The sequence below is a fragment of the Azospirillum sp. B2RO_4 genome, assembly GCF_051124815.1.
Lineage (GTDB): Bacteria > Pseudomonadota > Alphaproteobacteria > Azospirillales > Azospirillaceae > Azospirillum.
Genome location: NZ_CP118486.1, coordinates 163,515 through 182,947, shown reverse-complemented (window position 1 = coordinate 182,947; position 19,433 = coordinate 163,515). Strand labels below are relative to the sequence as shown.

The 19,433-nt window shown below is 67.8% G+C and carries 20 protein-coding genes; 10 read left to right on the top strand and 10 right to left on the bottom strand.

The window, feature by feature from the left end; all coding sequences use genetic code 11:
* Positions 1–9: 9 nt before the first annotated feature.
* Both PWS46_RS14865 and PWS46_RS14860 read right to left on the bottom strand, forming a co-directional pair.
* Positions 10–435: a PAS domain-containing protein gene (locus PWS46_RS14865; RefSeq protein WP_434621538.1), complete on the bottom strand. Its 426-nt coding sequence runs from the start codon at positions 433–435 to the stop codon at positions 10–12.
* 35 nt (positions 436–470) lie between these two features.
* Positions 471–1,469, bottom strand: coding sequence for a PDR/VanB family oxidoreductase (locus tag PWS46_RS14860; protein WP_434621536.1), 999 nt, complete (start codon positions 1,467–1,469; stop codon positions 471–473).
* Positions 1,470–1,680: 211 nt separating this feature from the next.
* On the opposite strand from PWS46_RS14860, the gene PWS46_RS14855 reads away from it, so the two are divergent.
* From PWS46_RS14855 to PWS46_RS14845, 3 genes are all read left to right on the top strand, one after another.
* Positions 1,681–2,307, top strand: coding sequence for an SH3 domain-containing protein (locus tag PWS46_RS14855; RefSeq protein ID WP_434621533.1), 627 nt, complete (start codon positions 1,681–1,683; stop codon positions 2,305–2,307).
* A gap of 207 nt (positions 2,308–2,514) precedes the next feature.
* Positions 2,515–4,230: a methyl-accepting chemotaxis protein gene (locus tag PWS46_RS14850; protein WP_434621530.1), complete on the top strand. Its 1,716-nt coding sequence runs from the start codon at positions 2,515–2,517 to the stop codon at positions 4,228–4,230.
* A gap of 97 nt (positions 4,231–4,327) precedes the next feature.
* Positions 4,328–6,664, top strand: a complete 2,337-nt coding sequence (locus tag PWS46_RS14845) for an Orn/Lys/Arg decarboxylase N-terminal domain-containing protein (RefSeq protein WP_434621527.1) — start codon at positions 4,328–4,330, stop codon at positions 6,662–6,664.
* A gap of 10 nt (positions 6,665–6,674) precedes the next feature.
* Here the strand turns inward: PWS46_RS14845 and PWS46_RS14840 are convergent, their stop codons facing one another.
* The gene (locus tag PWS46_RS14840; RefSeq protein ID WP_434621524.1) at positions 6,675–7,601 is read right to left on the bottom strand and encodes a LysR substrate-binding domain-containing protein; all 927 of its coding nucleotides are present in this window, start codon (positions 7,599–7,601) and stop codon (positions 6,675–6,677) included.
* Positions 7,602–7,757: 156 nt separating this feature from the next.
* Here PWS46_RS14840 and PWS46_RS14835 point away from each other — a divergent pair, with 156 nt between their 5' ends.
* Positions 7,758–8,729, top strand: coding sequence for an MBL fold metallo-hydrolase (locus PWS46_RS14835; RefSeq protein WP_434621521.1), 972 nt, complete (start codon positions 7,758–7,760; stop codon positions 8,727–8,729).
* 6 nt (positions 8,730–8,735) lie between these two features.
* Here PWS46_RS14835 and PWS46_RS14830 read toward each other — a convergent pair whose 3' ends face one another.
* The 3 genes from PWS46_RS14830 to PWS46_RS14820 form a co-directional block, all read right to left on the bottom strand.
* On the bottom strand, positions 8,736–10,052 hold the full coding sequence (locus PWS46_RS14830) for an aspartate aminotransferase family protein (protein ID WP_434621518.1): 1,317 nt from the start codon (positions 10,050–10,052) through the stop codon (positions 8,736–8,738).
* A 6-nt stretch (positions 10,053–10,058) separates the two neighbouring features.
* On the bottom strand, positions 10,059–11,096 hold the full coding sequence (locus PWS46_RS14825) for a phosphotransferase (protein WP_434621515.1): 1,038 nt from the start codon (positions 11,094–11,096) through the stop codon (positions 10,059–10,061).
* 94 nt (positions 11,097–11,190) lie between these two features.
* Complete coding sequence (locus PWS46_RS14820; protein ID WP_434621512.1) at positions 11,191–11,910, bottom strand: GntR family transcriptional regulator; 720 nt, start codon at positions 11,908–11,910, stop codon at positions 11,191–11,193.
* A gap of 132 nt (positions 11,911–12,042) precedes the next feature.
* Between PWS46_RS14820 and PWS46_RS14815 the strand changes: the two genes are divergently transcribed.
* Positions 12,043–12,756, top strand: a complete 714-nt coding sequence (locus PWS46_RS14815) for an aspartate/glutamate racemase family protein (protein ID WP_434621509.1) — start codon at positions 12,043–12,045, stop codon at positions 12,754–12,756.
* Here PWS46_RS14815 and PWS46_RS14810 read toward each other — a convergent pair.
* Together PWS46_RS14810 and PWS46_RS14805 are read right to left on the bottom strand one after the other, a co-directional pair.
* A complete protein-coding gene (locus PWS46_RS14810) occupies positions 12,689–13,339 on the bottom strand; it encodes a class I SAM-dependent methyltransferase (protein ID WP_434621506.1) in 651 nt (216 codons plus the stop codon). The two genes, PWS46_RS14815 and PWS46_RS14810, sit on opposite strands and share 68 nt — an antisense overlap.
* 34 nt (positions 13,340–13,373) lie before the next feature.
* Positions 13,374–14,057, bottom strand: a complete 684-nt coding sequence (locus PWS46_RS14805) for a GntR family transcriptional regulator (RefSeq protein ID WP_434621503.1) — start codon at positions 14,055–14,057, stop codon at positions 13,374–13,376.
* A 152-nt stretch (positions 14,058–14,209) separates the two neighbouring features.
* Between PWS46_RS14805 and PWS46_RS14800 the strand changes: the two genes are divergently transcribed.
* The 3 genes from PWS46_RS14800 (at position 14,210) to PWS46_RS14790 (ending at position 17,072) form a co-directional block, all read left to right on the top strand.
* On the top strand, positions 14,210–15,055 hold the full coding sequence (locus PWS46_RS14800; protein WP_434621500.1) for a fumarylacetoacetate hydrolase family protein: 846 nt from the start codon (positions 14,210–14,212) through the stop codon (positions 15,053–15,055).
* A gap of 244 nt (positions 15,056–15,299) precedes the next feature.
* The gene (locus PWS46_RS14795) at positions 15,300–16,295 is read left to right on the top strand and encodes a 2-keto-3-deoxygluconate permease (RefSeq protein WP_434621497.1); all 996 of its coding nucleotides are present in this window, start codon (positions 15,300–15,302) and stop codon (positions 16,293–16,295) included.
* A gap of 45 nt (positions 16,296–16,340) precedes the next feature.
* On the top strand, positions 16,341–17,072 hold the full coding sequence (locus PWS46_RS14790) for an SDR family oxidoreductase (protein WP_434621494.1): 732 nt from the start codon (positions 16,341–16,343) through the stop codon (positions 17,070–17,072).
* 5 nt (positions 17,073–17,077) lie between these two features.
* Here the strand turns inward: PWS46_RS14790 and PWS46_RS14785 are convergent, their stop codons facing one another.
* Complete coding sequence (locus PWS46_RS14785) at positions 17,078–18,004, bottom strand: nickel/cobalt efflux transporter (RefSeq protein ID WP_434621491.1); 927 nt, start codon at positions 18,002–18,004, stop codon at positions 17,078–17,080.
* Positions 18,005–18,013: 9 nt separating this feature from the next.
* Positions 18,014–18,283: a metal-sensing transcriptional repressor gene (locus tag PWS46_RS14780; RefSeq protein WP_085082254.1), complete on the bottom strand. Its 270-nt coding sequence runs from the start codon at positions 18,281–18,283 to the stop codon at positions 18,014–18,016.
* 213 nt (positions 18,284–18,496) lie between these two features.
* Between PWS46_RS14780 and PWS46_RS14775 the strand changes: the two genes are divergently transcribed.
* Positions 18,497–18,922 carry a YqaA family protein gene (locus PWS46_RS14775; protein ID WP_434621488.1) on the top strand — a complete coding sequence of 142 codons (426 nt, stop codon included), beginning with the start codon at positions 18,497–18,499 and terminating at the stop codon, positions 18,920–18,922.
* A 31-nt stretch (positions 18,923–18,953) separates the two neighbouring features.
* On the top strand, positions 18,954–19,427 hold the full coding sequence (locus PWS46_RS14770) for a YchJ family protein (protein ID WP_434621486.1): 474 nt from the start codon (positions 18,954–18,956) through the stop codon (positions 19,425–19,427).
* Positions 19,428–19,433: the final 6 nt, after the last annotated feature.

Sequence of the window (19,433 nt, the reverse complement as noted above, 5' to 3'; positions counted from 1 at the left end):
GGAGGTCGGTCAGCGGCCGGCCGCCTGACGGCGCAGCGCCTTCAGCTCCTCGAAGCGGGCGGAGACGTCGCGCATGACGGCGGCCATGCCCAGCATCGCGCCGTCCGCATCCTTCAGCGGCACGATGGTGAACTCCACAGAGATGCGGCTGCCGTCCTTGCGCGTCGCCGGAACCGACAGCAGGTCGCCGCTGCCGTATCGGCTGACCCCCGACTTCATCACCTCGTCATAGCCGTCCCAATGGCGCTGGCGCTGCCGTTCCGGGATGATGATGTCCAGCGACTGGCCCAGCGCCTCTTCGGCGGTGAAGCCGAACACCCGCTCGGCGCCGGCGTTCCAGAACCGGATGAGGCCCTCCCGGTCGGAATAGACGATGGCCTCGGCCGGGCTGCTCAGCAGCGCCAGCCCCAGCCGTTGCAGGTCGTCCTCGGTCATGCGTCCTCTCCCAGTGATCGTTGAAATGGCCGGACTCACAGGTCCAGCACCAGTCTTGCGCTGCGGGCACGCGACACGCACAGCATCATCGTCTTGCCGGCGGCGCGTTCGGCGTCGGACAGCACGCTGTCGCGGTGGTCGGGTTCGCCCTCCAGCACCGTCGTCTCGCAGGTGCCGCAGATGCCCTGTTCGCAGGAGGAGTCAACCGTGACCCCGGCGGCGGCGAGCGCCTCCAGCACGCTGGTCCCCGGCGGCACCGTGACCGTCACGCCCGACCGGGCGCAGACCACCTCGAAGCTGTCGTCTTCCAAGCTGCCGGCGGCCGCATCCTCGCGCACGGGCTCGACCCGCGGCGTGAACCATTCGAAGCGGACATCCTGCGCCGGTTGCGCCGCGGCGGCAACCGCCTCCATCAACCGTTGCGGGCCGCAGCAGTAGACCGGGACATCGGCAGGGGTGGCAGCGAGCAGCGCGTCCACGTCCAGCTTCCGCCCCTCGTCGGCGGCATTGAGTTCGACCCGGCCATGGGACAGAGCGCGGAGTTCGCCGAGGAACGGCGCCGCCGCGGCGCTGCGCACGCAATACTGCAGGGTCCAGTCGGCGCCCCGGCCGGCCGCCGCGCGGATCATCGGCAGCAGCGGCGTGATGCCGATACCCCCGGCGATGAACAGATAGCGCGGCGCCTCGTCGAAGCGGAAATTGTTGCGCGGCAGGCCGATGGCGATGCTGGCGCCCGGCTCCAACTCGCCATGGACGAAGCCCGATCCGCGCCCGCCGGGGACGTTCAGAACGGCGATGCTGTAGGCCTGCCGGTCCATCGGATCGCCGCACAGCGAATAGGACCGCACCGTCCCGTCGGGCAGATGGAGGTCGATGTGCGCCCCCGGCTCGGCCGGCGGCAAGGGCTGGCCGTCGGGATCGCGCAGTTCCACCAGCATGACCTGCGGCGCGACCTGCTCCAGGCGGTGCACACGCAGCGTCCGGGCGGTCGACGGCGGGCGCCGCTGTGTCTCCGGCTGAAGGCTGCTCATCATCGTACCTGCCTGTAAAGTTCATCGGTCGGGATGGTGCTGACGCTTGGTATGCCAGATCCAATGACAGCAGCCTAAAACCTCAACCTAACTTCAGGTCAAGCGGAAATGCCGCGTTCTTCCCCGATGGATCATCCACCCGCTGCCGCGTGTTGTTCGCGAAACGGTGCGCACCGGCACCACAGCGGCCGGCACCACAGCGGGAGGAACTGTTATGGCACGCAAGACGATCATGGTCCTGGTTGCTGCACTCGGGCTGGCTGGAACGCCGGCACTTGCCGCGTCCGGCGACGTCCATGCGGTGGTGGGGGAGAAGGTGAACCTGCGCGCCGGCCCCTCCGACGACGCGGCGGTGCGCTCCACCGTCGCGCGCGGCGACGAGGTGGTGGAACTGCGGCGGGAGGGCAACTGGCTGGGCGTCCGCGTGCTGCGCACCGGGGAGGAGGGCTGGCTGTTCTCCGACCTCGTCAAGCGGCAGACCGCCAGCACGCTGGGCGGTGGTGATGCGGCACCGGCCCAGGCCGGGTTCGAGCGGCTGTCGCCCGGCTTCGACGGGCTGGTCGCGACCATCGGCGAGCGTCTCGGCTACCGCTTCGCCGACAAGGTGGACCAGACCGGCAACGGCGCCCTGCGCGTCGTGCCGACCCAGGAATGGCTCTACAACACCGGCCGCGACGGCAAGATGTACGCGGCGCTGGCCCTGTACCAGATGTGGAAGAACTACAACAACGGCCGTCCGGTGACGGTGACGCTGGGGTCACAGGGGCCGTCGGCCATCACCATCGCCGATGCCGCGAAGGGGCCCGAACTGACCATGCCGGGGCCCAACCCGTCACGCTGACCCCAGAGGCCACGTCTGGATCCGGCGGTGTGCGGCTTGTTGGCGCAGGAGCGGCACCGGCGTCAACTTTTCCGCCGCCGCCGCGCCCGACTTCCCTGAAATACCGCCATATGTAAACCGGGCAGCAATGTTTGCGTTCGAAACTGACATCAGAGGACGTGGCCCGCGCGGCAACGTCCGGCCGATCGAGTTCGAAAAGGTGCCCCCATGTCCGTGTCGCTCACCTCCGTGTCGCCCGTCCGCAAGCGCCTCGTCACCAGGATCATGGGGCCGTCGCTGCTGCTGGCCGCCATCGCCGTCGGGATCGCGGTCTATGGCTTGGTGTCGCTGTCCACCCTGCATGACCGCAACGTCCTGCTGGTGGAGCGCGACGCGGCGCGTCTGGAGATGGCGTTGCGCCTGAACAGCGAGTTGAACGTCACGGCGATCGCCACCTCGAACGCCGTGCTCGCCACCAAGGCGGAGGACGTGAAGACCATCCGCGGACGCTATCAGCAGCGTCTGGCCGCCGTGCTGGAGTATTCCAAGCGGATCCTGGAGACCAACCCCGCACCGGCCATCGCACAGCCGGCGAAGGACATCCAGTCCCTGTCGGGCGACTATGACCGGCTGGCCCAGCGGGCCATCGCCCTGTCCGCCGAAGGCAAGAAGGACGAGGCCTTCCAGGTGATCTTCGGCGAGATGCGCGACGTGCGCTTCAAGATCAACGGCGAGGCGGAAAAACTGGTTGCCGCCGCCAAGGAGGAGATGCAGGCCGCCCAACGGAGCGGCGATGCGGTCTATGACGCCGCCCTGTTCTGGCAGTCGCTGGGATCGGTGTTCGGCATCGCGCTGTCGCTGGGTCTGCTGGTCTGGATCGTCCAGCGTCACGTCTCCCGCCCGCTGACCCGCCTGACCACGGCGACCGAACGGCTGTCGCGCGGCGATCTGGATGTGGAGCTGGAGGCCCTTGGCGAGGGGCGCGGCGACGAGGTCGGCACGCTGGCCCACGCGCTCCACATCTTCCGCGACAACGCGCGGGAGATGCGCCGTCTGGAGGCGCAGCAGCATGAGCAGGAGGCGCTGAAGGACCGGCGCCGGCAGGCAGTCGACGGGCTGATCGCCAATTTCGAGAACGGCATCACCGGGCAGCTCACGGTGCTGACCAACGCCGCCGACCAGATGCAGCAGACCGCCCAGCTGATGAACCGCACCGCGGAGTCGACGCACGAGCGCACCGCCGCCGTGGCCAACGCTTCCGAGGTTGCCTCCGGGAACGTGCAGACGGTCGCCGCCGCCGCCGATGAGCTGACCGCATCCATTGCGGAGATCAGCCGCCAGATCGAACAGGCCAACGGCGTCGCCGGCGAGGCCGTGCAGCAGGTGATGCAGACCAACACGACCGTGGAGGGGCTGTCGTCCGCCGCCGCCCGGATCGGCGAGGTCGCCCATCTGATCACCGAAATCGCCAGCCAGACCAACCTGCTGGCGCTGAACGCCACCATCGAGGCGGCGCGGGCCGGAGAGGCCGGCAAGGGCTTCGCCGTCGTGGCGCAGGAGGTCAAGAACCTCGCCACCTCGACCGCGCGCGCGACGGAGGAGATCACCGCGCAGATCCAGGAGATCCAGTCGGTGAGCGGCGAGACGGTCGCGGCGATCCGCAATGTCGGGACGACGATCCGGTCCATCAGCCAGATCTCCGCCACCATCGCCGCCGCCGTCGAGCAGCAGAGCGCGGCGACGCGGGAGATCGCGCGCAACACCCAGGAGGCGGCGCAGGGAACCAGCCAAGTGTCCTCCCACATCGGCGGTGTGGAGGCCGCGGCCCGCGACACCGAGGCGGCGGCCGATCAGGTCAAGACCGCAGCCGCCGCCCTGTCCGGCGAGGCGGCGTCGCTGCATGCCCAGGTCGCCGCCTTCCTGTCGTCGATCCGGGCAGCCTGAGCGGTCCGTGCCGTCCGGGCGTCATACATCTGTCACGGTGCTGCTGTAGCGTGGCCCGCCGGCCTAAAGCCGCCCAGTCCTTCCGGAGACCCGTCGCATGGATTTCTTCCGCCGCTTCAACTTCCTGGTCTGTGCCCCCGCCTTCGAGGTGGACGAGCTGGAGGGCATGCGGCTTCAGCAGATCCTGTCGGAAGTGGAGCGGATGGGCTTCGAGGTGGTGCGCGCCCGCCGGGTCGAGGATGCCGAGCTGGCGATCCGCACCGACGCCGCCATCGGCTGCATGATCGTCGATTGGGGCAAGCGCGGCGCCGACGGCAAGCAGGCCTCGCTGATCGCCTTCGCCCGCCAGCGCGGGCTGGAGATGCCGATCATCCTGCTGGTCCGCCGCCAGCGGCTGGAGAACATCCCGGTCGACGTGCTGAACCAGGTCGACGGCTACATCTTCCTGGCGGAGGAGACGCCGGAGTTCATCGCCAAGAATCTGGTCAGCCGGTTGAAGCAATATGCCGACACGCTGAAGACGCCCTTCTTCGGCGCGCTGGTCGACTACGCTGAGGAGGGCAACCAGCTCTGGACCTGTCCCGGTCACAATGGCGGCATCTTCTACAGCCGCAGCCCGATCGGCCGCATCTTCGTCGAGCATCTGGGCGAGGCGGTATTCCGCGACGATATCGACAATTCGGTGCTGGAGATGGGCGACCTGCTGGTCCATGAGGGGCCGGCGCTCCAGGCGCAGAAGGAGGCCGCCCGCATCTTTGGAGCCGAGCGCACCTATTTCGTGCTGAACGGCACCTCGGCCTCCAACAAGATCGTGCTGTCGGCGCTGGTGGCGGAGGACGACCTCGTGCTGTTCGACCGCAACAACCACAAGGCGGCCCATCATGGCGGCCTGTTCCTGGGCGGCGGCATCCCGATCTTCCTGGAGACCGAGCGCAACGCCCACGGCCTGATCGGCCCGATCGACCCACAGGCGTTGGACGAAGAGGTGATCCGCGAGCGCATCCGCCGCAACCCGCTGGTCAAGGATCCCGACGCCTGGAAGCGCGAACGCCCCTTCCGCGCCGCGGTGATCCAGCAATGCAGCTACGACGGTACCATATACAACGCCCAGATGATGCTGGAGCGGATCGGCAAGCTCTGCGACTACATCCTGTTCGACGAGGCGTGGGCGGGGTTCCTGAAATTCCATCCGCTGTTCAAGGGCCATTTCGCCATGGGGCTGGAAGGGCTGCATGACGGCCATCCCGGCATCATCGCCACCCAGTCCACCCACAAGCAGCTGGCCAGCTTCTCGCAGGCCTCGCAGATCCATGTGAAGGACAACCACATCAAGGGTCAGCGCCGCAGGGTGGAGCATCGCCGCTTCAACGAGACCTTCCTGCTGCACGCCTCTACCTCGCCCTTCTACCCGCTGTTCGCCTCGCTGGACGTCGGCGCGCAGATGATGAAGGGACGGTCGGGCGAGGTGCTGTGGGACGATACGATCCGGCTGGGCATCGAACTGCGCAAGAAAATCCGCGCGATCCGCCGCGAATTCGAGGAGCGCGAGAGCGACCCGGCCAAGCGCTGGTTCTTCGATCCCTTCGTGCCCGACCGCGTCACCCGCAAGGGCACCGAGACCGCGTGGGAGGAGGTGCCGACCGACGAGTTGGCGACCGACGTGCGCCATTGGGAATTCGCCCCCGGCGCCGACTGGCACGGCTTCCAGCATGTCGGGCCGGGCTATGCCATGACCGACCCCAACAAGCTGACGCTGCTGACTCCCGGCTTCGACCGCCACAGCGGCGCCTACGGCGACCACGGCATTCCGGCCCCGGTGGTAGCGCAGTATCTGCGCGAGAACCGCATCGTTCCGGAAAAGAACGACCTGAACTCCCTGCTGTTCCTGCTGACGCCGGGCGTGGAATCGAGCAAGGCCGGCACGCTGCTGAGCGGTTTGGTCGCCTTCAAGCGGCTGCACGACGACAACGCCCCGCTGGAGGAGGTCATCCCGGAATTCGTCGCCAAGCGGCGCGGCCATTACCTGGGCCGGCGCCTGCGCGACCTCTGCGCCGAGATGCACGCCTTCTACCGCGAGAAGAACACCAGCGCCCTGCAGCGCGCCATCTTCCGGCCGGAGCATCTGCCGACGATGGCGATGCCGCCGCGCGAGGCGACGCGCCATCTGGTGCGCAACAACGTCGATTACCTGCCGATCGACGAGATCGCCGGCCGCATCGCCACCACCCTGTGGGTCGTCTATCCGCCGGGCATCGCCACCATCGTTCCCGGCGAAAGGCTGGACGAGCGGGCGAAGCCGATGATCGACTATCTGAAGGTCTTCCAGGACAGCGCCAACCGCTTCCCCGGCTTCGACAACGAGATCCAGGGCCTGTACCGCGAGACCGACGCGAAGGGCGTGATCCGCTACTTCACCTATGTGGTGAGGGAGTGACGGGCAGCGCTCAGCCCTGACCGGTGCGGTCCTCCAGGGCGATGTGCGCGACCAGGAAATCGAGGAAGGACCGCACCTTCGGCGGCTGGATCCGCCCGCCGGGAAAGACGGCGTGCAGGTCGACATCCGATCCCTTCCAACCGTCCAGCACCCGCACCACCTGCCCGGCCGACCGGTAGGGCCGCATGGCGAAGTCGGTGGCGAGCACCAGCCCGCCACCGGCCAGCAGTGTCGGGACCAGCATCTCCGGATCGTCCGCCGCCATCACCGGATCGATGGAAACATCAAGGTCCTCGGCGATGCGCGCCCCATCGGTCCGGAACAGGCGCCAGCCATAGCCGGAGGAGCGCCGGGCGGTCATGTTGGCCAGGGTAAGATGCCGGGCCAGTTCGTCGGGATGGGTCGGTGTGCCATTAGCAGCACAATAGGACGGAGCGGCGTAGACGTGGCGGGGCAGGACGCCCAGCTTGCGCGCCGCCATGGCCGAGTCCTGCAGCGTCCCCATCCGGATCGCCAGATCGATGTCCCGCGCCACCAGATCCAGATTCTGATGGCTGAGCACCAGATCGATGCGGACATCGGGATAGCGGGCGCGGAAGCCGGGCAGAAGCGGCGCGATCACCTTCATCCCGAAGGACGGCGGGGTGGTGACCCGCAGCCAGCCGCGCGGCGCGTCGCGAAGCTGGGCGACGGCGCTCTCGGCCTGTTCCAACTCCTCGGCGATGCGCCGGCAGCGCTCGAAATAGACGGTCCCCGCCTCGGTCAGCCCGATGCGGCGCGTCGTCCGGTGCAGAAGCTGGATGCCGAGCCGCCGTTCGAGGTCGCGCACCTTGCGGCTGAGAGTCGTCTTGGGCAGCCGCAGCCGCAGGGCGGCCTTCGTGAAGCTGCCTTCCTCCACCACCTTCACGAAGGCGAGGGTGTCGCCCAAATCCTGCATCCGCGCCCGCCGATTGGATCCGATTTCGGCACAATGTTGCCCAAAGCCGGCGGGTAATCAAGCCGGCCCGCCGGTGCTAGGTGATGGGTCTGCGCGGCGGCCGTAACGAACGCCGCCACAGGATCAGACATCCGGATCGCATCAAGGACAGGCACGATGAAACCACAGATGCTTTTGCTGGCCGCCGGCCTGCTGTTCGCCGCTCTCCCGACCGGCCATGCCGCCGAGAAAGCCGCCACCCAGCCGGTCGCACAGTCGGCGGCCCAGCCTGCCGCGGCCGGCGTCTATCGCTTCGCCGTCGGCGATCTCCACATCACCGCGCTCAGCGACGGCACCCTGCCGCTCGGCATCAAGCCGCTGGTCAAGGGGCTGCCGCCGGATCGTATCGACGCGCTGCTGGCCGAACGGTTCGAGCGGGACCCGCTGGAAACCTCGATCAACGCCTTTCTGATCGACGCCGGATCGCGCCTGCTGCTGGTCGACACCGGTGCGGGCCAACTGTTCGGCCCCTATGGCGGCAAGCTTCCGGTCAGCCTCGCGGCGGCCGGCTACCGCCCGGATCAGGTGACCGACATCCTCCTCACCCACATCCACACCGATCATTCCGGCGGGCTGGCGCTGGACGGGCGGATGGTGTTTCCGAACGCCACGGTCCATGTCGGTCAGGCCGATCTGGACTTCTTCCTGAACCGCGACAATACGGCCAAGGGTCTGCAGCCCCGCCATTATGATGAGGCCGTCGCCACCGTCGGCCTCTACGTCAAGGCCGGAAAGGTCAAGCCCTTCACCGGGCAATCCGAAATTCTGCCGGGCGTCACGGCGATCCCCACCCCCGGCCACACGCCCGGCCACGCCTTCTATCGGGTGACCAGCCGCGGCGAGACCATCGAGTTCTGGGGCGACATCATCCATGTCGGGCCGGTGCAGTTCCCGCACCCAGAGGCCACCGTCGCCTTCGACATCGACCAGGATGCCGCGCGCGCCCAGCGTCTGAAGCGCTTCGCCCAGGAGGCGGACAGCGGCCAATTGACCGCCGCCGCCCATCTCAGCTTCCCCGGACTCGGCCGCCTGCGGCGCGACGGCGAGGCCTATCGCTGGGTGCCGGTTGAATACCGCAACCGCGAGTGACGCCGGCTAAAGCGCCGCCAGCACCTCGTCCAGCGTGGCGAGGAACAGCCGGGCGTCGTCGGCCGAGAACACCAGCGGCGGCCGGATCTTCAGGATGTGCCCCTCCTGCCCGGTCGCGCTGATCAGCACGCGGCGCCGCCGCATGTCGTTCACCACGCGGGCGGTTTCCTCCGGCGCCGGGGTCTTCTGCTTGCGGTCGCGCACCATCTCGACGCCGATGAACAGGCCGCTGCCGCGCACGTCGCCGATCAGATCATGCTTGGCGGCGAGCGCGCGCAGGCCATCGATCATCTGCGTGCCGACGGTCAGGGCGTTCTCCTGCAACCGTTCCGTCTTGATGACGCGCAGCACGGCGAGCGCCACGGCACAGGACACCGGGTTGCCGCCGAAGGTGTTGAAATAGCGCTGGCTTTTGCCGAACGTTTCGATCACCTCCGGCCGGAACACCGCGCCGGCCACCGGGTGGCCGTTGCCCATCGGCTTGCCGACGGTCACGATGTCGGGCACCAGCCCGTGGCGGGCGAAGCCCCACATATGGGTGCCGAGCCGGCCGAAGCCGGGCTGCACCTCGTCGGCGATGAAGACGCCGCCGGCCTTGCGCATCGCCTCCACCGCCGGGGCGAGGAAGCCGGCCGGATCGGTGAAGACGCCGCTGCTGGAGAAGATGGTGTCGACCAGCAGCGCCGCCGGGGCGATGCCCTTCCCGCGCAGGTCGGCGATGGCCGCCTCGACCGAGCGGGCGAAGGCGGCGCCGATCTCGGCTTCGGGGATGCGGTAGCTGTCGGGGGCGGGCACGACGCGGACATGGTCGCCCAGCTTCACCGCGCCGCCCAGCGACGGCGACATCTCCGCCAGCGCCGAGGTGACGCCGTGATAGGCGTTGTGCGCGATGACGACGCCGGTCCCGCCGGTGTGATGGCGGGCGACGCGCAAGGCCAGATCGTTGGCCTCGCTGCCGGTGCAGGTCAGCATCAGGTGCGACAGCGGCGCCGGGAACTCCGCCAGGAAGGCTTCGGCGAAGTCGAGGATGCCGTCGGTCAGATAGCGCGTGTGGGTGTTCAGCACCGCCGCCTGCTTCGCCATCGCCTCCACCACCTCCGGCCGGCAATGCCCGACCGAGGCGACGTTGTTGTAGGCATCCAGATAGCGGTTGCCGTCCGCGTCGAAGAGGTACGAGCCCTCCCCCCGCACCACATGGATCGGGTCGGCGTAGAACAGGCGGTAGGCCGGGCCGAGCAGCCTTTCGCGGCGGGCGATCAGGGCGCGCTCGCGCTCCGGCAGGGAACCGGCGGCGTCGGGCGCATAGGCGTTGATCATGGTCATGACGGGTCACACTCTCTGGCAGGCGCGATGGAGCAGACGGTGCGCGGTGGCGGCCTCGTCGCCGGTCAGCTTTTCCAGGCCGGCGAAGGCGCGTTCGGCATTCCGCAGGATGTAGGCGGCATTGGCCGGATATTCGGCGGCCCGCCAGCCGGTGATGGCGATGGTGAGGGCCAGACGGGCGGCCACCAGATCGGGCAGCAGGTCCACCTCGTCATCGGTCAGCGGCAGCACGGCGGTGAAGGCGCCGGTCATCTCGACCAGCGAACCGAAGGGCGTCTCGCCGCTGGTGACGTGATAGGCGAGGGCCGTCGCCAGATCGTTGACCAGCGGCGCCTTCAGCGCGTCGCCGAAATCGATGATGCCGGTGACCGTCTCGTGCCCGACCGGGTCGACCACGGCGTTGTGCGGGTTGAGGTCGTTGTGGATCACCTGATGCCGCAGGCCGGGCAGCCGCGGCGCCACCAGATCGGCGAAGCGGGCGATGAAGCGCTCCACCATCCCGCGGCGCGGGCCGTCCGCCAGATAATGCAGTCGGTCGGCGACGCTGGCGGTGCGCGTGATGTCCCACAGCAGGTCACGTTCCGAGCCGGGATGCTCGTAGTCGGCCAGCGCCAGATCTAGCCGGGCCAGCGTGGCCCCCAGCGCCCGCATCTGCCCCGGTGAGGCCGGAGCGGCGTGAAGCGGCGTGCCGTCGAGATAGGTCAGCAGGCGCAGGACCATGGCGTGGCCGTCGACCCGCACCGTCGCCTGGGCCTCTCCGTCCAGCGTCGGCACGACGCGCGGCACCGGCAGCGACGGGTCGCGGAGGGCGACATGCTGCATCGCCCCGGTCTGGAAGCTGGTGACCAGCGCAGGTTCGGCCGGGTTGGTGAACTTCAGCACATAGCCTTGCCCTTCCGGGGTGGCGATGTGAAAGTTGCGGTCGCGCTCGCTGCTCAGTTCGCGGATGGTGCCGGTCACCCCGAAGCATCGCTGCATCATGGCGCCGGCCTCGATCGCGGAGATCGGCGGTGCGGCGGTGGTCAGAACATCGGGCTGCGTCATGACCGCACTCTCCTCGTCGCTCGAAGCTTTCAATGTTTGATGCATCATCGTCATGAACGGACCGGCCTTGCAAACCGATGTTGGGGGAAGGGGTTCAGGAAACCAGCGCCTTGGACGCAAGGGTGCGAGCAGGGGCGGGGGCAGGATTGGCGGTCGCGCCGTCGATCCGCTCCAGGATCGGGCCGCTGGCCAGCAGGATGTCGGTCTGGATCGCATGGGCGGCGGCCGGGCCGTCGTGACGGCGGATGGCGTCCATCAGCGGGTAATGGTGGTCGATCATCGTGCGCCCGGCACCGCCATAGACGTCGGCGATCAGCGGCCCCATCTGGAGCCACAGCCGCCGCAGAATGTCGCCGAGCACCGGCATGTCGGCGATCTCCGACAGTTTGAAATGGAAGATCTGGTTGAGTTCGGTGGCCCGCGCGGTGTCGCCGGCGGCCAGCGCGTCCTCATTGTGCTTCAGCAATGTTTCCAGCAGCGCGATCTGGGCCGGCGTGGCCTTTTCGGCGGCGCGCGCGGCGGCCAGCCCTTCCAGGTTGACGCGGATATCGCGGATCTCAAGGTAGGCGGCACGGGTCAGCATCGGCACGCGGATGTCGCGCGGCGAGCGCAGCACCAGGGCCTGATCCTGCACCAGACGCAGGATGGCGTCGCGCACCGGGGTGACGCTCGTCCCCAGCCGTTCGGCCAGATCACGGATCTTGAGGCGGTCGTTCGGCTTGAACACGCCCTTCATCAGAGCCTCGCACAGCCGTTGGTAAATCGTGCTGCCGAGATTGTCGTGTTCAAGAAGGGTGAGGTCGAACCCGCTCATCGTCTGCCCTTCACCCGCCGTCCGCTTTTGCTGTATGATGCATCATATTGAGGCGGGATCGGGCGGAGGTCAAGTGCCGCCGCACGTCATGTCCGTACCCGCCCGGCGGAAGACCCAAGAGGGAGAGAGCGCATGAATGCCGACCAGACGGCCAGCTTGCAGGGACCGCGCATCGCCCTGATCCATGCGCTGGAGGAATCGGTGGGTCCGGCAAGGGCCGCCTTCCGGGCGCATTGGCCCGAGGCGCGGATCTTCGACCTTCTCGACACCTCTCTTGCCGTCGATCTGGCCGAAGCCGGCCGGCTCGACGAGGCGATGATGGAGCGCTTCCAAACGCTGGCCGATTATGCCGCCGGCACGGTGGGGGTGGGCGGGCGGACGGCGGGGATTCTGTTCACCTGCTCCGCCTTCGCCCCGGCCATCGACGCGGTCAAGCCGCGCCTGCCGATCCCGGTCTTGCGGCCGAACGAGTCGGCGTTCGAAGCGGCGATGGCAATCGGCGGCCGGATCGGCATCGTCGTCAGCTTCGGCCCCTCCGCCGACTCGCTGCGCACCGAGTTGCTGGCGATGGCCGCAGCGGCCGGCCGCCGGATCGAGGTCACCGTCGCCATCGCCGACGGTGCGCTGGCCGCGCTGAAGAGCGGCGACGGCGACGGCCATGACGACCGTGTAGCAGAGACCGCCGGGCAACTGGCGAACTGCGATGTCGTCATCCTCGGCCAGTTTTCGATGGCGCGTGCCCAGGCAAGGCTGCAGCCGCTGCTGTCCGTCCCGGTGCTCACCACGCCCGCTGCGGCGGTGGAGGCGCTGCGCCGCCTGACGGCACCGCCGTTCCCTCATACATGAAGGTCATGATCTTCGGGCCCGGCAGGTGGCTTTCCGTCAGGTCGGTGATCTCGAATCCGGCCGAGCGGATCAAATCGTCCATCTTGCGGTCCAGGTGGCAGCCGCCCGAACAGCGCGACCACAGCGGCGTCAGGCGGCGCTGCCAGCGCCGGACAGACGGGGCCGGGGCAAGCCCATGCTCGACGAAGCGCAACTCCCCGCCCGGCTTCAGCACCCGGCGCGCCTCCGTCAGGGCGGCGGACGGGTCGGGTATGCTGCACAGGGACCATGTCACCACCACGGTGTCGAAGCTGTCGTCCTCGAACGGCAAGCGTTCGGCGGTTTGTTCCACCAAGCTCACCGGACGGGGCGACTGCGCCGCGGCCTGACGGGCCATGGCGAGAAGTTCGGCGGAGGGATCGACACCGACGATCTCCCCGGCCGCCGCGCCATAGAAGGGCAGGTTGCGGCCGGAGCCGATGCCGACCTCCAGGACACGCCCGCGCGCCAGCCCGGCAACCCTGGCACGGGCCTCCGCGAGCATCGCCTGCCCCATGACCCAGTTGATCATCCGGGGCAGGATGTGGTGGCTGTAGATGGCCATGGTCCCCTTGCCTTTCACATGAACGAGAAACGGTTCAGAGCGCCTCCTGCGTCTCGAACAGCCGCTGAACGGCGTCGGCGGTGCGCTGGTAGTGGTCCTTGAGGGCCGCCACCGCCTCTTCGGCGTTGCGGTCGATGGCACAACTCATGATCCGCTCATGCTCGCGAACCACGTCACGGTTCTGTTTGGGCACGCTGACCGACAGGCGGCGGTAGCGGTCGGCCCGGACGAACAGCTTCTCGCACAGTTCGATCAGGATCGGCGACCCGCAGGCCGAGATCAGGATGCGGTGGAAATCGGCATGCCGCAGGTCCCAATCCTCGCGGATCGCGGTCGGCAGGTCGTCGCGTTCGCGGGGCAGGCGCGACATCATGTGGTGCGCCGCCAGCAGCCGGCCCTCCCATTCCGAGTCGCCATTTTCGATCGACAGGCGCAGCGCCTCGCCCTCCAGCAGTTTGCGGGTGGCGACGATGTCCAGCAATTCGGCAACCGACAGCGGCGCCACCGAAAAGCCGCGGTGATCGTCGGAGACGGTGAAGCCTTCCGCGGTCAGCCGGACCAGCGCCTCGCGCACCGGTGAAACGCTCATGCCGCACAGCGCCTGCAATTCGGCGAAGCGCAGCCGCTGGCCGGGTTGCAGCATACCGGAAAGAATGGCCCGATGAATGACGGCATAGGCATCGCCCGCCAGCGTGCGTGCCTCGGCACGATCCTTCATGACTGCTCCTTCCAAACAGGCACCGACATTTTCGAAAATCCTATCCTCATTCGAAAACCGTTGACAGCATATATGATCCGTGGAAACTGTATGGTAACGCAGCAATCCTGAAAAATTGACCACAAAGCTGGTCGGCGCAAGGAGACGATGTTTTGAAACTCGTTCGCTTCGGGGCTCCGGGAGAAGAGAAGCCGGGCCTGATCGACAAGGACGGTTCCATCCGGGACTTGTCGTCGGTTGTCAAGGATATCGACGGTTCTTCCCTGAATAATGGCAGCCTGGAGAGGATCCGGTCCCTCGCGGTCGATGACCTGCCCGTGGTCTCGGGCGCGGTGCGGCTGGGGCCGTGCGTGACCGGGGTCGGCAACTTCATCGCCGTCGGCCTGAACTATGCCGACCATGCGGCGGAAAGCGGCATGCCGGTTCCGGCGGAGCCGGTGCTGTTCAACAAGGCGCCGTCCTGCATCGTCGGCCCGGACGACACCGTGCTGATCCCGCCGGGGTCGGAGAAGACCGACTGGGAGGTCGAACTCGCCATCGTCATCGGCGAGCGCGCCTCCTACGTGTCGGAAGCCGACGCGCTGAACTATGTCGCCGGCTATTGCGTGTGCAACGACGTGTCGGAACGCGGCTATCAGCTGGAGCGCGGCGGCGGGCAGTGGACGAAGGGCAAGGGCTGCCCGACCTTCGGTCCGCTCGGCCCCTGGCTGGTGACCAAGGACGAGGTTGAGGACGTCCACAACCTCGCCATGACGCTGGCGGTCAACGGCCAGACCATGCAGAACGGCTCCACCCGGACGATGGTGTTCCAGGTGCCGTTCCTGGTTTCCCACATCTCGCAGTTCATGACGCTGATGCCGGGCGACGTCATCACCACCGGAACGCCGCCGGGCGTCGGCATGGGCATGAAGCCGCCGCGCTACCTGAAGCCGGGCGACAGCATCCGCGTCGAAATCCAGGGGCTGGGCGTGCAGAACCAGCGCGTCGCCGCCACCTGACCTGACTTCCGGGCCGCGATCCGTCGCGGCCCGCTTTTCCGGTAACGCGCGGGTTCGGCCTCCAGTTCGGCCACCCCGCCCGTCCCGGCCTTTCTCGGCGTTCCATCGTCGTCCGTACCAGTCAATGCAGAAAGCGGGAACTCGCCGTTGCGCGGGATTGCGCCCGCTCGTTCATCCGAGATTTGCGGCCGGGAGTCGTGGCCGCGTTTTGTGGAGGAAGCGCCCCATGAACATAAAAGACAGAATGGATCGGATTCCCGGCGGCCTGATGCTGGTGCCGCTGCTGCTCGGTGCGCTGTGCAAGACCTTCGTGCCGGAAGCGCCCGGCTATTTCAAAGGCTTCACCCAGGGGATCATGACCGGCGTGGTGCCGATCCTGGCGGTGTGGTTCTTCTGCATGGGCGCGTCGATCAAGCTGAGCGCAACCGGAACGGTGCTGCGCAAGTCCGGCACGCTGGTGCTGACCAAGCTGATCGCCGCCTGGATCATCGTGCTGGTGATGTCGCAGTTCATCCCGCCCGAAGGCATCCACACCGGCTTCTTCGCCGGGTTGTCGATCCTGGCCGTCGTCTGCGCCATGGACATGACCAACGGCGGGCTCTACGCCTCGCTGATGCAGACCTACGGCACCAAGGAGGAGGCCGGCGCCTTCGTGCTGACCTCCATCGAATCCGGTCCGCTGATGAGCATGATCATCCTCGGCGCGTCCGGCGCGGCGCATTTCGAGCCGCAGATCTTCATCGGCGCCGTGCTGCCCTTCCTGGTCGGCTTCGCGCTGGGGAACCTCGATCCGAAGCTGCGTGCCCTGTTCGCGCCGGGCGGCCAGCTGATGATCCCGTTCTTTGCCTTTGCGCTCGGCAACACCATCAATCTCGGCACGCTGTTCTCGCCGCTGCTCGGGCTTGGCGTGCTGCTGGCGCTCGGCGTCATCGTGCTGACCGGCATTCCGCTGATCCTGGCCGACAAAATCATCGGACGCGGCACCGGCACCGCCGGCATCGCCGCTTCCTCCACCGCCGGCGCGGCGGCGGCCAACCCGGTGGCGATCGCCGCCGTCGCCCCGCAATTCGCCCCCGCGGCTGCCGATGCCACCGTTCTTGTGGCGATCTGCATCATCGTCACCTCCGTCGTCGTCCCGGTCATCACCGGCCTCTGGTACAAGCGTTTCGGCCAGGGACTGGCGGAGACGAACCGCGCCGACACCCCGCTGATGCCGGTCGGGGCGACACCGGTGGACTGACGCCGCGACCATCCTTCAACACGCACCGCTTTCAGGAGTAGGACCATGACCGGAAAACTGACCGGCAAGACCGCCGTCATCACGGGTGCGGCCCAGGGGATCGGCCGCGCGACCGCCGAACTGTTCGCCCGCGAAGGGGCGAGGGTCGTCGCCACCGACGTCAACGGCGCCAAGCTGGCCGAACTGGCAGGGCAGGGGATCGAAACGCGGGTGCTGAACGTGCTCGACGATCAGGCGGTGCGGTCGGTCCTGGGCGAGATCGGCCGCGTCGACATCCTGTTCAATTGCGCCGGCGTGGTCCACAACGGCACGATTCTGGAGATGACCGACGATGAACTGGAGTTCGCCCTCGACCTCAACGTCAAGGCGCTGGTCCGCACCACGCGGGCGGTGCTGCCCGCCATGCTGGAGCATGGCGACGGCTGCATCATCAACATGTCGTCGGTGGCGTCCAGCGTGAAGGGGGTGCCCAACCGCTTCGCCTACACCACCACCAAGGCGGCGGTCATCGGGCTGACCAAGTCGGTCGCGGCCGATTACGTCACCAAGGGCATCCGTTGCAACGCCATCTGTCCGGGGACGGTCGAATCGCCGTCGTTGCAGGAGCGGCTGTCGGCCCAGGGCGATTATCAGGCCGCCCGCGCCGCCTTCATCGCCCGTCAGCCGATCGGCCGCATCGGCCAGCCCGAGGAGATCGCCGAACTGGCGCTTCACCTCGCCACCGCCACCTACACCACCGGCCAGATCCACATCATCGACGGCGGCTGGGCGATGTAGGGGCGTCACGACAGGTGCGGTCCCCCGATCCAGGCCAGCGTCAGCCCAAGCCCCTGCAGGGCATGGACGCCGACATAGATCCCGACCAGGATGATGACGGCACTGGACAGGTAGGGGGCGCGCCGCGCGAACTTGCCGAAGGCGTCCGACCAGCGCCGCTCGGCATGGCGCATGCCCAGCGCAGCCACCGCGCCGGCAGCCACCAGGGTCAAGGCCAGGCCGATGCTGAAGCAGACCACCAGGGCGGCGCCGAGCGTGACCTCTTTGAGCTGCAGGCACAGCAGCAGAACGGTGATGGCCGCCGGGCAGGGGATCAGCCCGCCGGTCAGGCCGAACAGCACGATCTGTCCGGTGGTGACGTGCCGGCCGGCGAAGCGGCGCTGTATGTCGCGGGCATGCGCCCGCTCATGCGCATCCTGATACTCTGACTGTCCGAGATCCAATCCGCCGGTGTGCGCATGGGCGTGCCCGCCATGGCTGTGGCCGTGATGGTGGTGCGCATGCCCATGGTGGTGCCCGTGGTCATGGTCTTGCCCATGGTCATGCCCGTGATGATGGTGGTGATCGTGCCCGGACGCCTCGTGCCGCTGTTCCCGCCATGTCCGCGCCGCCATCCACAGCGCCACCGCGATGATCAGAACCGCCGAGGCGAGCTGGAAATAGGGCTCCGTCGTCTCTGCGCTCCAGCCGCGGCCGATCCACATCCCCCCGAGCGCCACCGCCCACACCACCGCCGTGTGCGAAACCGTCGCGGCCAGACCGAGCAGGACCGCCTGCCCGACGGTGCCGCGGATGGCGACGATGAAGGCCGCCATCATCGTCTTTGAATGGCCCGGCTCCAGCCCATGCAGCGCGCCGAGCAGGATGGCGCTGGGAATGAACAGCCAGGCATTGGCGGCGCCTTGCTGCAGAAGTGCGGAGAACTCGGGCATCGCGGGTCTCTACAGGTATTTCGTGATCGCCTTGAACTCGGCGATTGAGGCCCGTGCTTCGGCGGGCGTGGCATCGACCGCCGCGTCCAGGCAGTGATCCAGATGGTCGTGGATCAGCACCTTCTTGGCCTCGCGCACGGCGCTTTCCACCGCATGCAGCTGCTGGGCAAGGTCCAGGCAGGGTCGGCCGGCTTCGATCATCTCGATGATGCCGCGCAGATGTCCGTCGGCCCGCTTGAGGCGCTTGATGATGTCGGGATGGCTGTGGTGCGTGCTCATGCCGAAATGGTATCCCCCCGGATAGGATATCGCAAGGCCGATGACGGCGTCTGTCAATCCGGCCGTTGAGCTTTGATTGCACTGCTTGCCCGGCGGAGTTGACCGCGCGCCCGATCTTGCTCTATCCCCCTGGATAGGATCGCCACGGCAACGCGTGCGGGGCGGGCGTCCGCTCCCGCCGATCCGACGCCCGGCGATCCCGACGGAGGTCTTATGGATGATTTCGCCGGTCTGGCCGGCCTGTTCAGCGCCGCGCTGGTGGCGGCGACGATCCTGCCGGCCCAGTCGGAGGTGATTCTGGCCGGCATGCATATGGCCGGGACCCATTCGGCGTCGACGCTGGTGCTGGTCGCCACCGCCGGCAATGTGCTGGGGTCGGTGGTGAACTGGCTGCTCGGCCGCTACCTGATCCATTTCCGCGACCGCCGCTGGTTTCCGGTCAAGGCCTCGCTGATCGACCGCGCCACCGCCTGGTATCAGAAATGGGGGGTGTGGTCGCTGCTGCTGGCCTGGGCGCCCTTCATCGGCGATCCGCTGACCCTGGTCGCCGGCATCCTGCGGGAGAATTTTTGGATATTCCTGCTGCTGGTGACCATCGGCAAGGCCGCCCGCTACGTGGCGCTGGTGGTCGCCTTCTGATAGTCTTGCCACCTTTAACCGAGGACCAACGATGTCGTCTTGCCCCTGCTGTTCCGGCCGTTCCTTCGAAGACTGCTGCGGTCCCATCCTGGCCGGGGAGCCGGCGCCGACCGCCGAGGCGCTGATGCGGTCGCGCTACACCGCCTTCGTCCGCCACGACATCGACCATGTCGAGCGCACCCACGCTCCGGAAATCCGCGACGACTTCAACCGCGGCGAGGCGGAGCGGGTGGCGGACGAGTCGGAATGGCAGCGGCTCGACATCCTGCGCGCCGACGAGGAAGGCGACAGCGCGGTGGTGGAGTTCCAGATCCAGTTCCGCACACACGGCAAGGACATGCGACACCACGAGCGGGCAAGCTTCCGCCGGGAGGATGGGCGGTGGCTCTATGTCAGCGGCGAGGTCAACCCGAAGGGCGAGCCGCGGCGTGTGGTCAAGGTCGGGCGCAACGAGCCCTGCCCCTGCGGATCCGGCAAAAAGTACAAAGCCTGCTGCGGCAAGTGAGCGGAG

Coding starts and splice junctions, on each gene's coding strand:
- PWS46_RS14815 (WP_434621509.1), top strand. CDS start 12,043: ATGAATGCCGACCAGACGGCCAGCTTGCAGGGACCGCGCATCGCCCTG.
- PWS46_RS14795 (WP_434621497.1), top strand. CDS start 15,300: ATGGATCGGATTCCCGGCGGCCTGATGCTGGTGCCGCTGCTGCTCGGT.
- PWS46_RS14845 (WP_434621527.1), top strand. CDS start 4,328: ATGGATTTCTTCCGCCGCTTCAACTTCCTGGTCTGTGCCCCCGCCTTC.
- PWS46_RS14820 (WP_434621512.1), bottom strand. CDS start 11,910: ATGAGCGGGTTCGACCTCACCCTTCTTGAACACGACAATCTCGGCAGC.
- PWS46_RS14790 (WP_434621494.1), top strand. CDS start 16,341: ATGACCGGAAAACTGACCGGCAAGACCGCCGTCATCACGGGTGCGGCC.
- PWS46_RS14835 (WP_434621521.1), top strand. CDS start 7,758: ATGAAACCACAGATGCTTTTGCTGGCCGCCGGCCTGCTGTTCGCCGCT.
- PWS46_RS14830 (WP_434621518.1), bottom strand. CDS start 10,052: ATGACCATGATCAACGCCTATGCGCCCGACGCCGCCGGTTCCCTGCCG.
- PWS46_RS14775 (WP_434621488.1), top strand. CDS start 18,497: ATGGATGATTTCGCCGGTCTGGCCGGCCTGTTCAGCGCCGCGCTGGTG.
- PWS46_RS14780 (WP_085082254.1), bottom strand. CDS start 18,283: ATGAGCACGCACCACAGCCATCCCGACATCATCAAGCGCCTCAAGCGG.
- PWS46_RS14850 (WP_434621530.1), top strand. CDS start 2,515: ATGTCCGTGTCGCTCACCTCCGTGTCGCCCGTCCGCAAGCGCCTCGTC.
- PWS46_RS14805 (WP_434621503.1), bottom strand. CDS start 14,057: ATGAAGGATCGTGCCGAGGCACGCACGCTGGCGGGCGATGCCTATGCC.
- PWS46_RS14865 (WP_434621538.1), bottom strand. CDS start 435: ATGACCGAGGACGACCTGCAACGGCTGGGGCTGGCGCTGCTGAGCAGC.
- PWS46_RS14770 (WP_434621486.1), top strand. CDS start 18,954: ATGTCGTCTTGCCCCTGCTGTTCCGGCCGTTCCTTCGAAGACTGCTGC.
- PWS46_RS14810 (WP_434621506.1), bottom strand. CDS start 13,339: ATGGCCATCTACAGCCACCACATCCTGCCCCGGATGATCAACTGGGTC.
- PWS46_RS14825 (WP_434621515.1), bottom strand. CDS start 11,096: ATGACGCAGCCCGATGTTCTGACCACCGCCGCACCGCCGATCTCCGCG.
- PWS46_RS14855 (WP_434621533.1), top strand. CDS start 1,681: ATGGCACGCAAGACGATCATGGTCCTGGTTGCTGCACTCGGGCTGGCT.
- PWS46_RS14840 (WP_434621524.1), bottom strand. CDS start 7,601: ATGCAGGATTTGGGCGACACCCTCGCCTTCGTGAAGGTGGTGGAGGAA.
- PWS46_RS14860 (WP_434621536.1), bottom strand. CDS start 1,469: ATGATGAGCAGCCTTCAGCCGGAGACACAGCGGCGCCCGCCGTCGACC.
- PWS46_RS14785 (WP_434621491.1), bottom strand. CDS start 18,004: ATGCCCGAGTTCTCCGCACTTCTGCAGCAAGGCGCCGCCAATGCCTGG.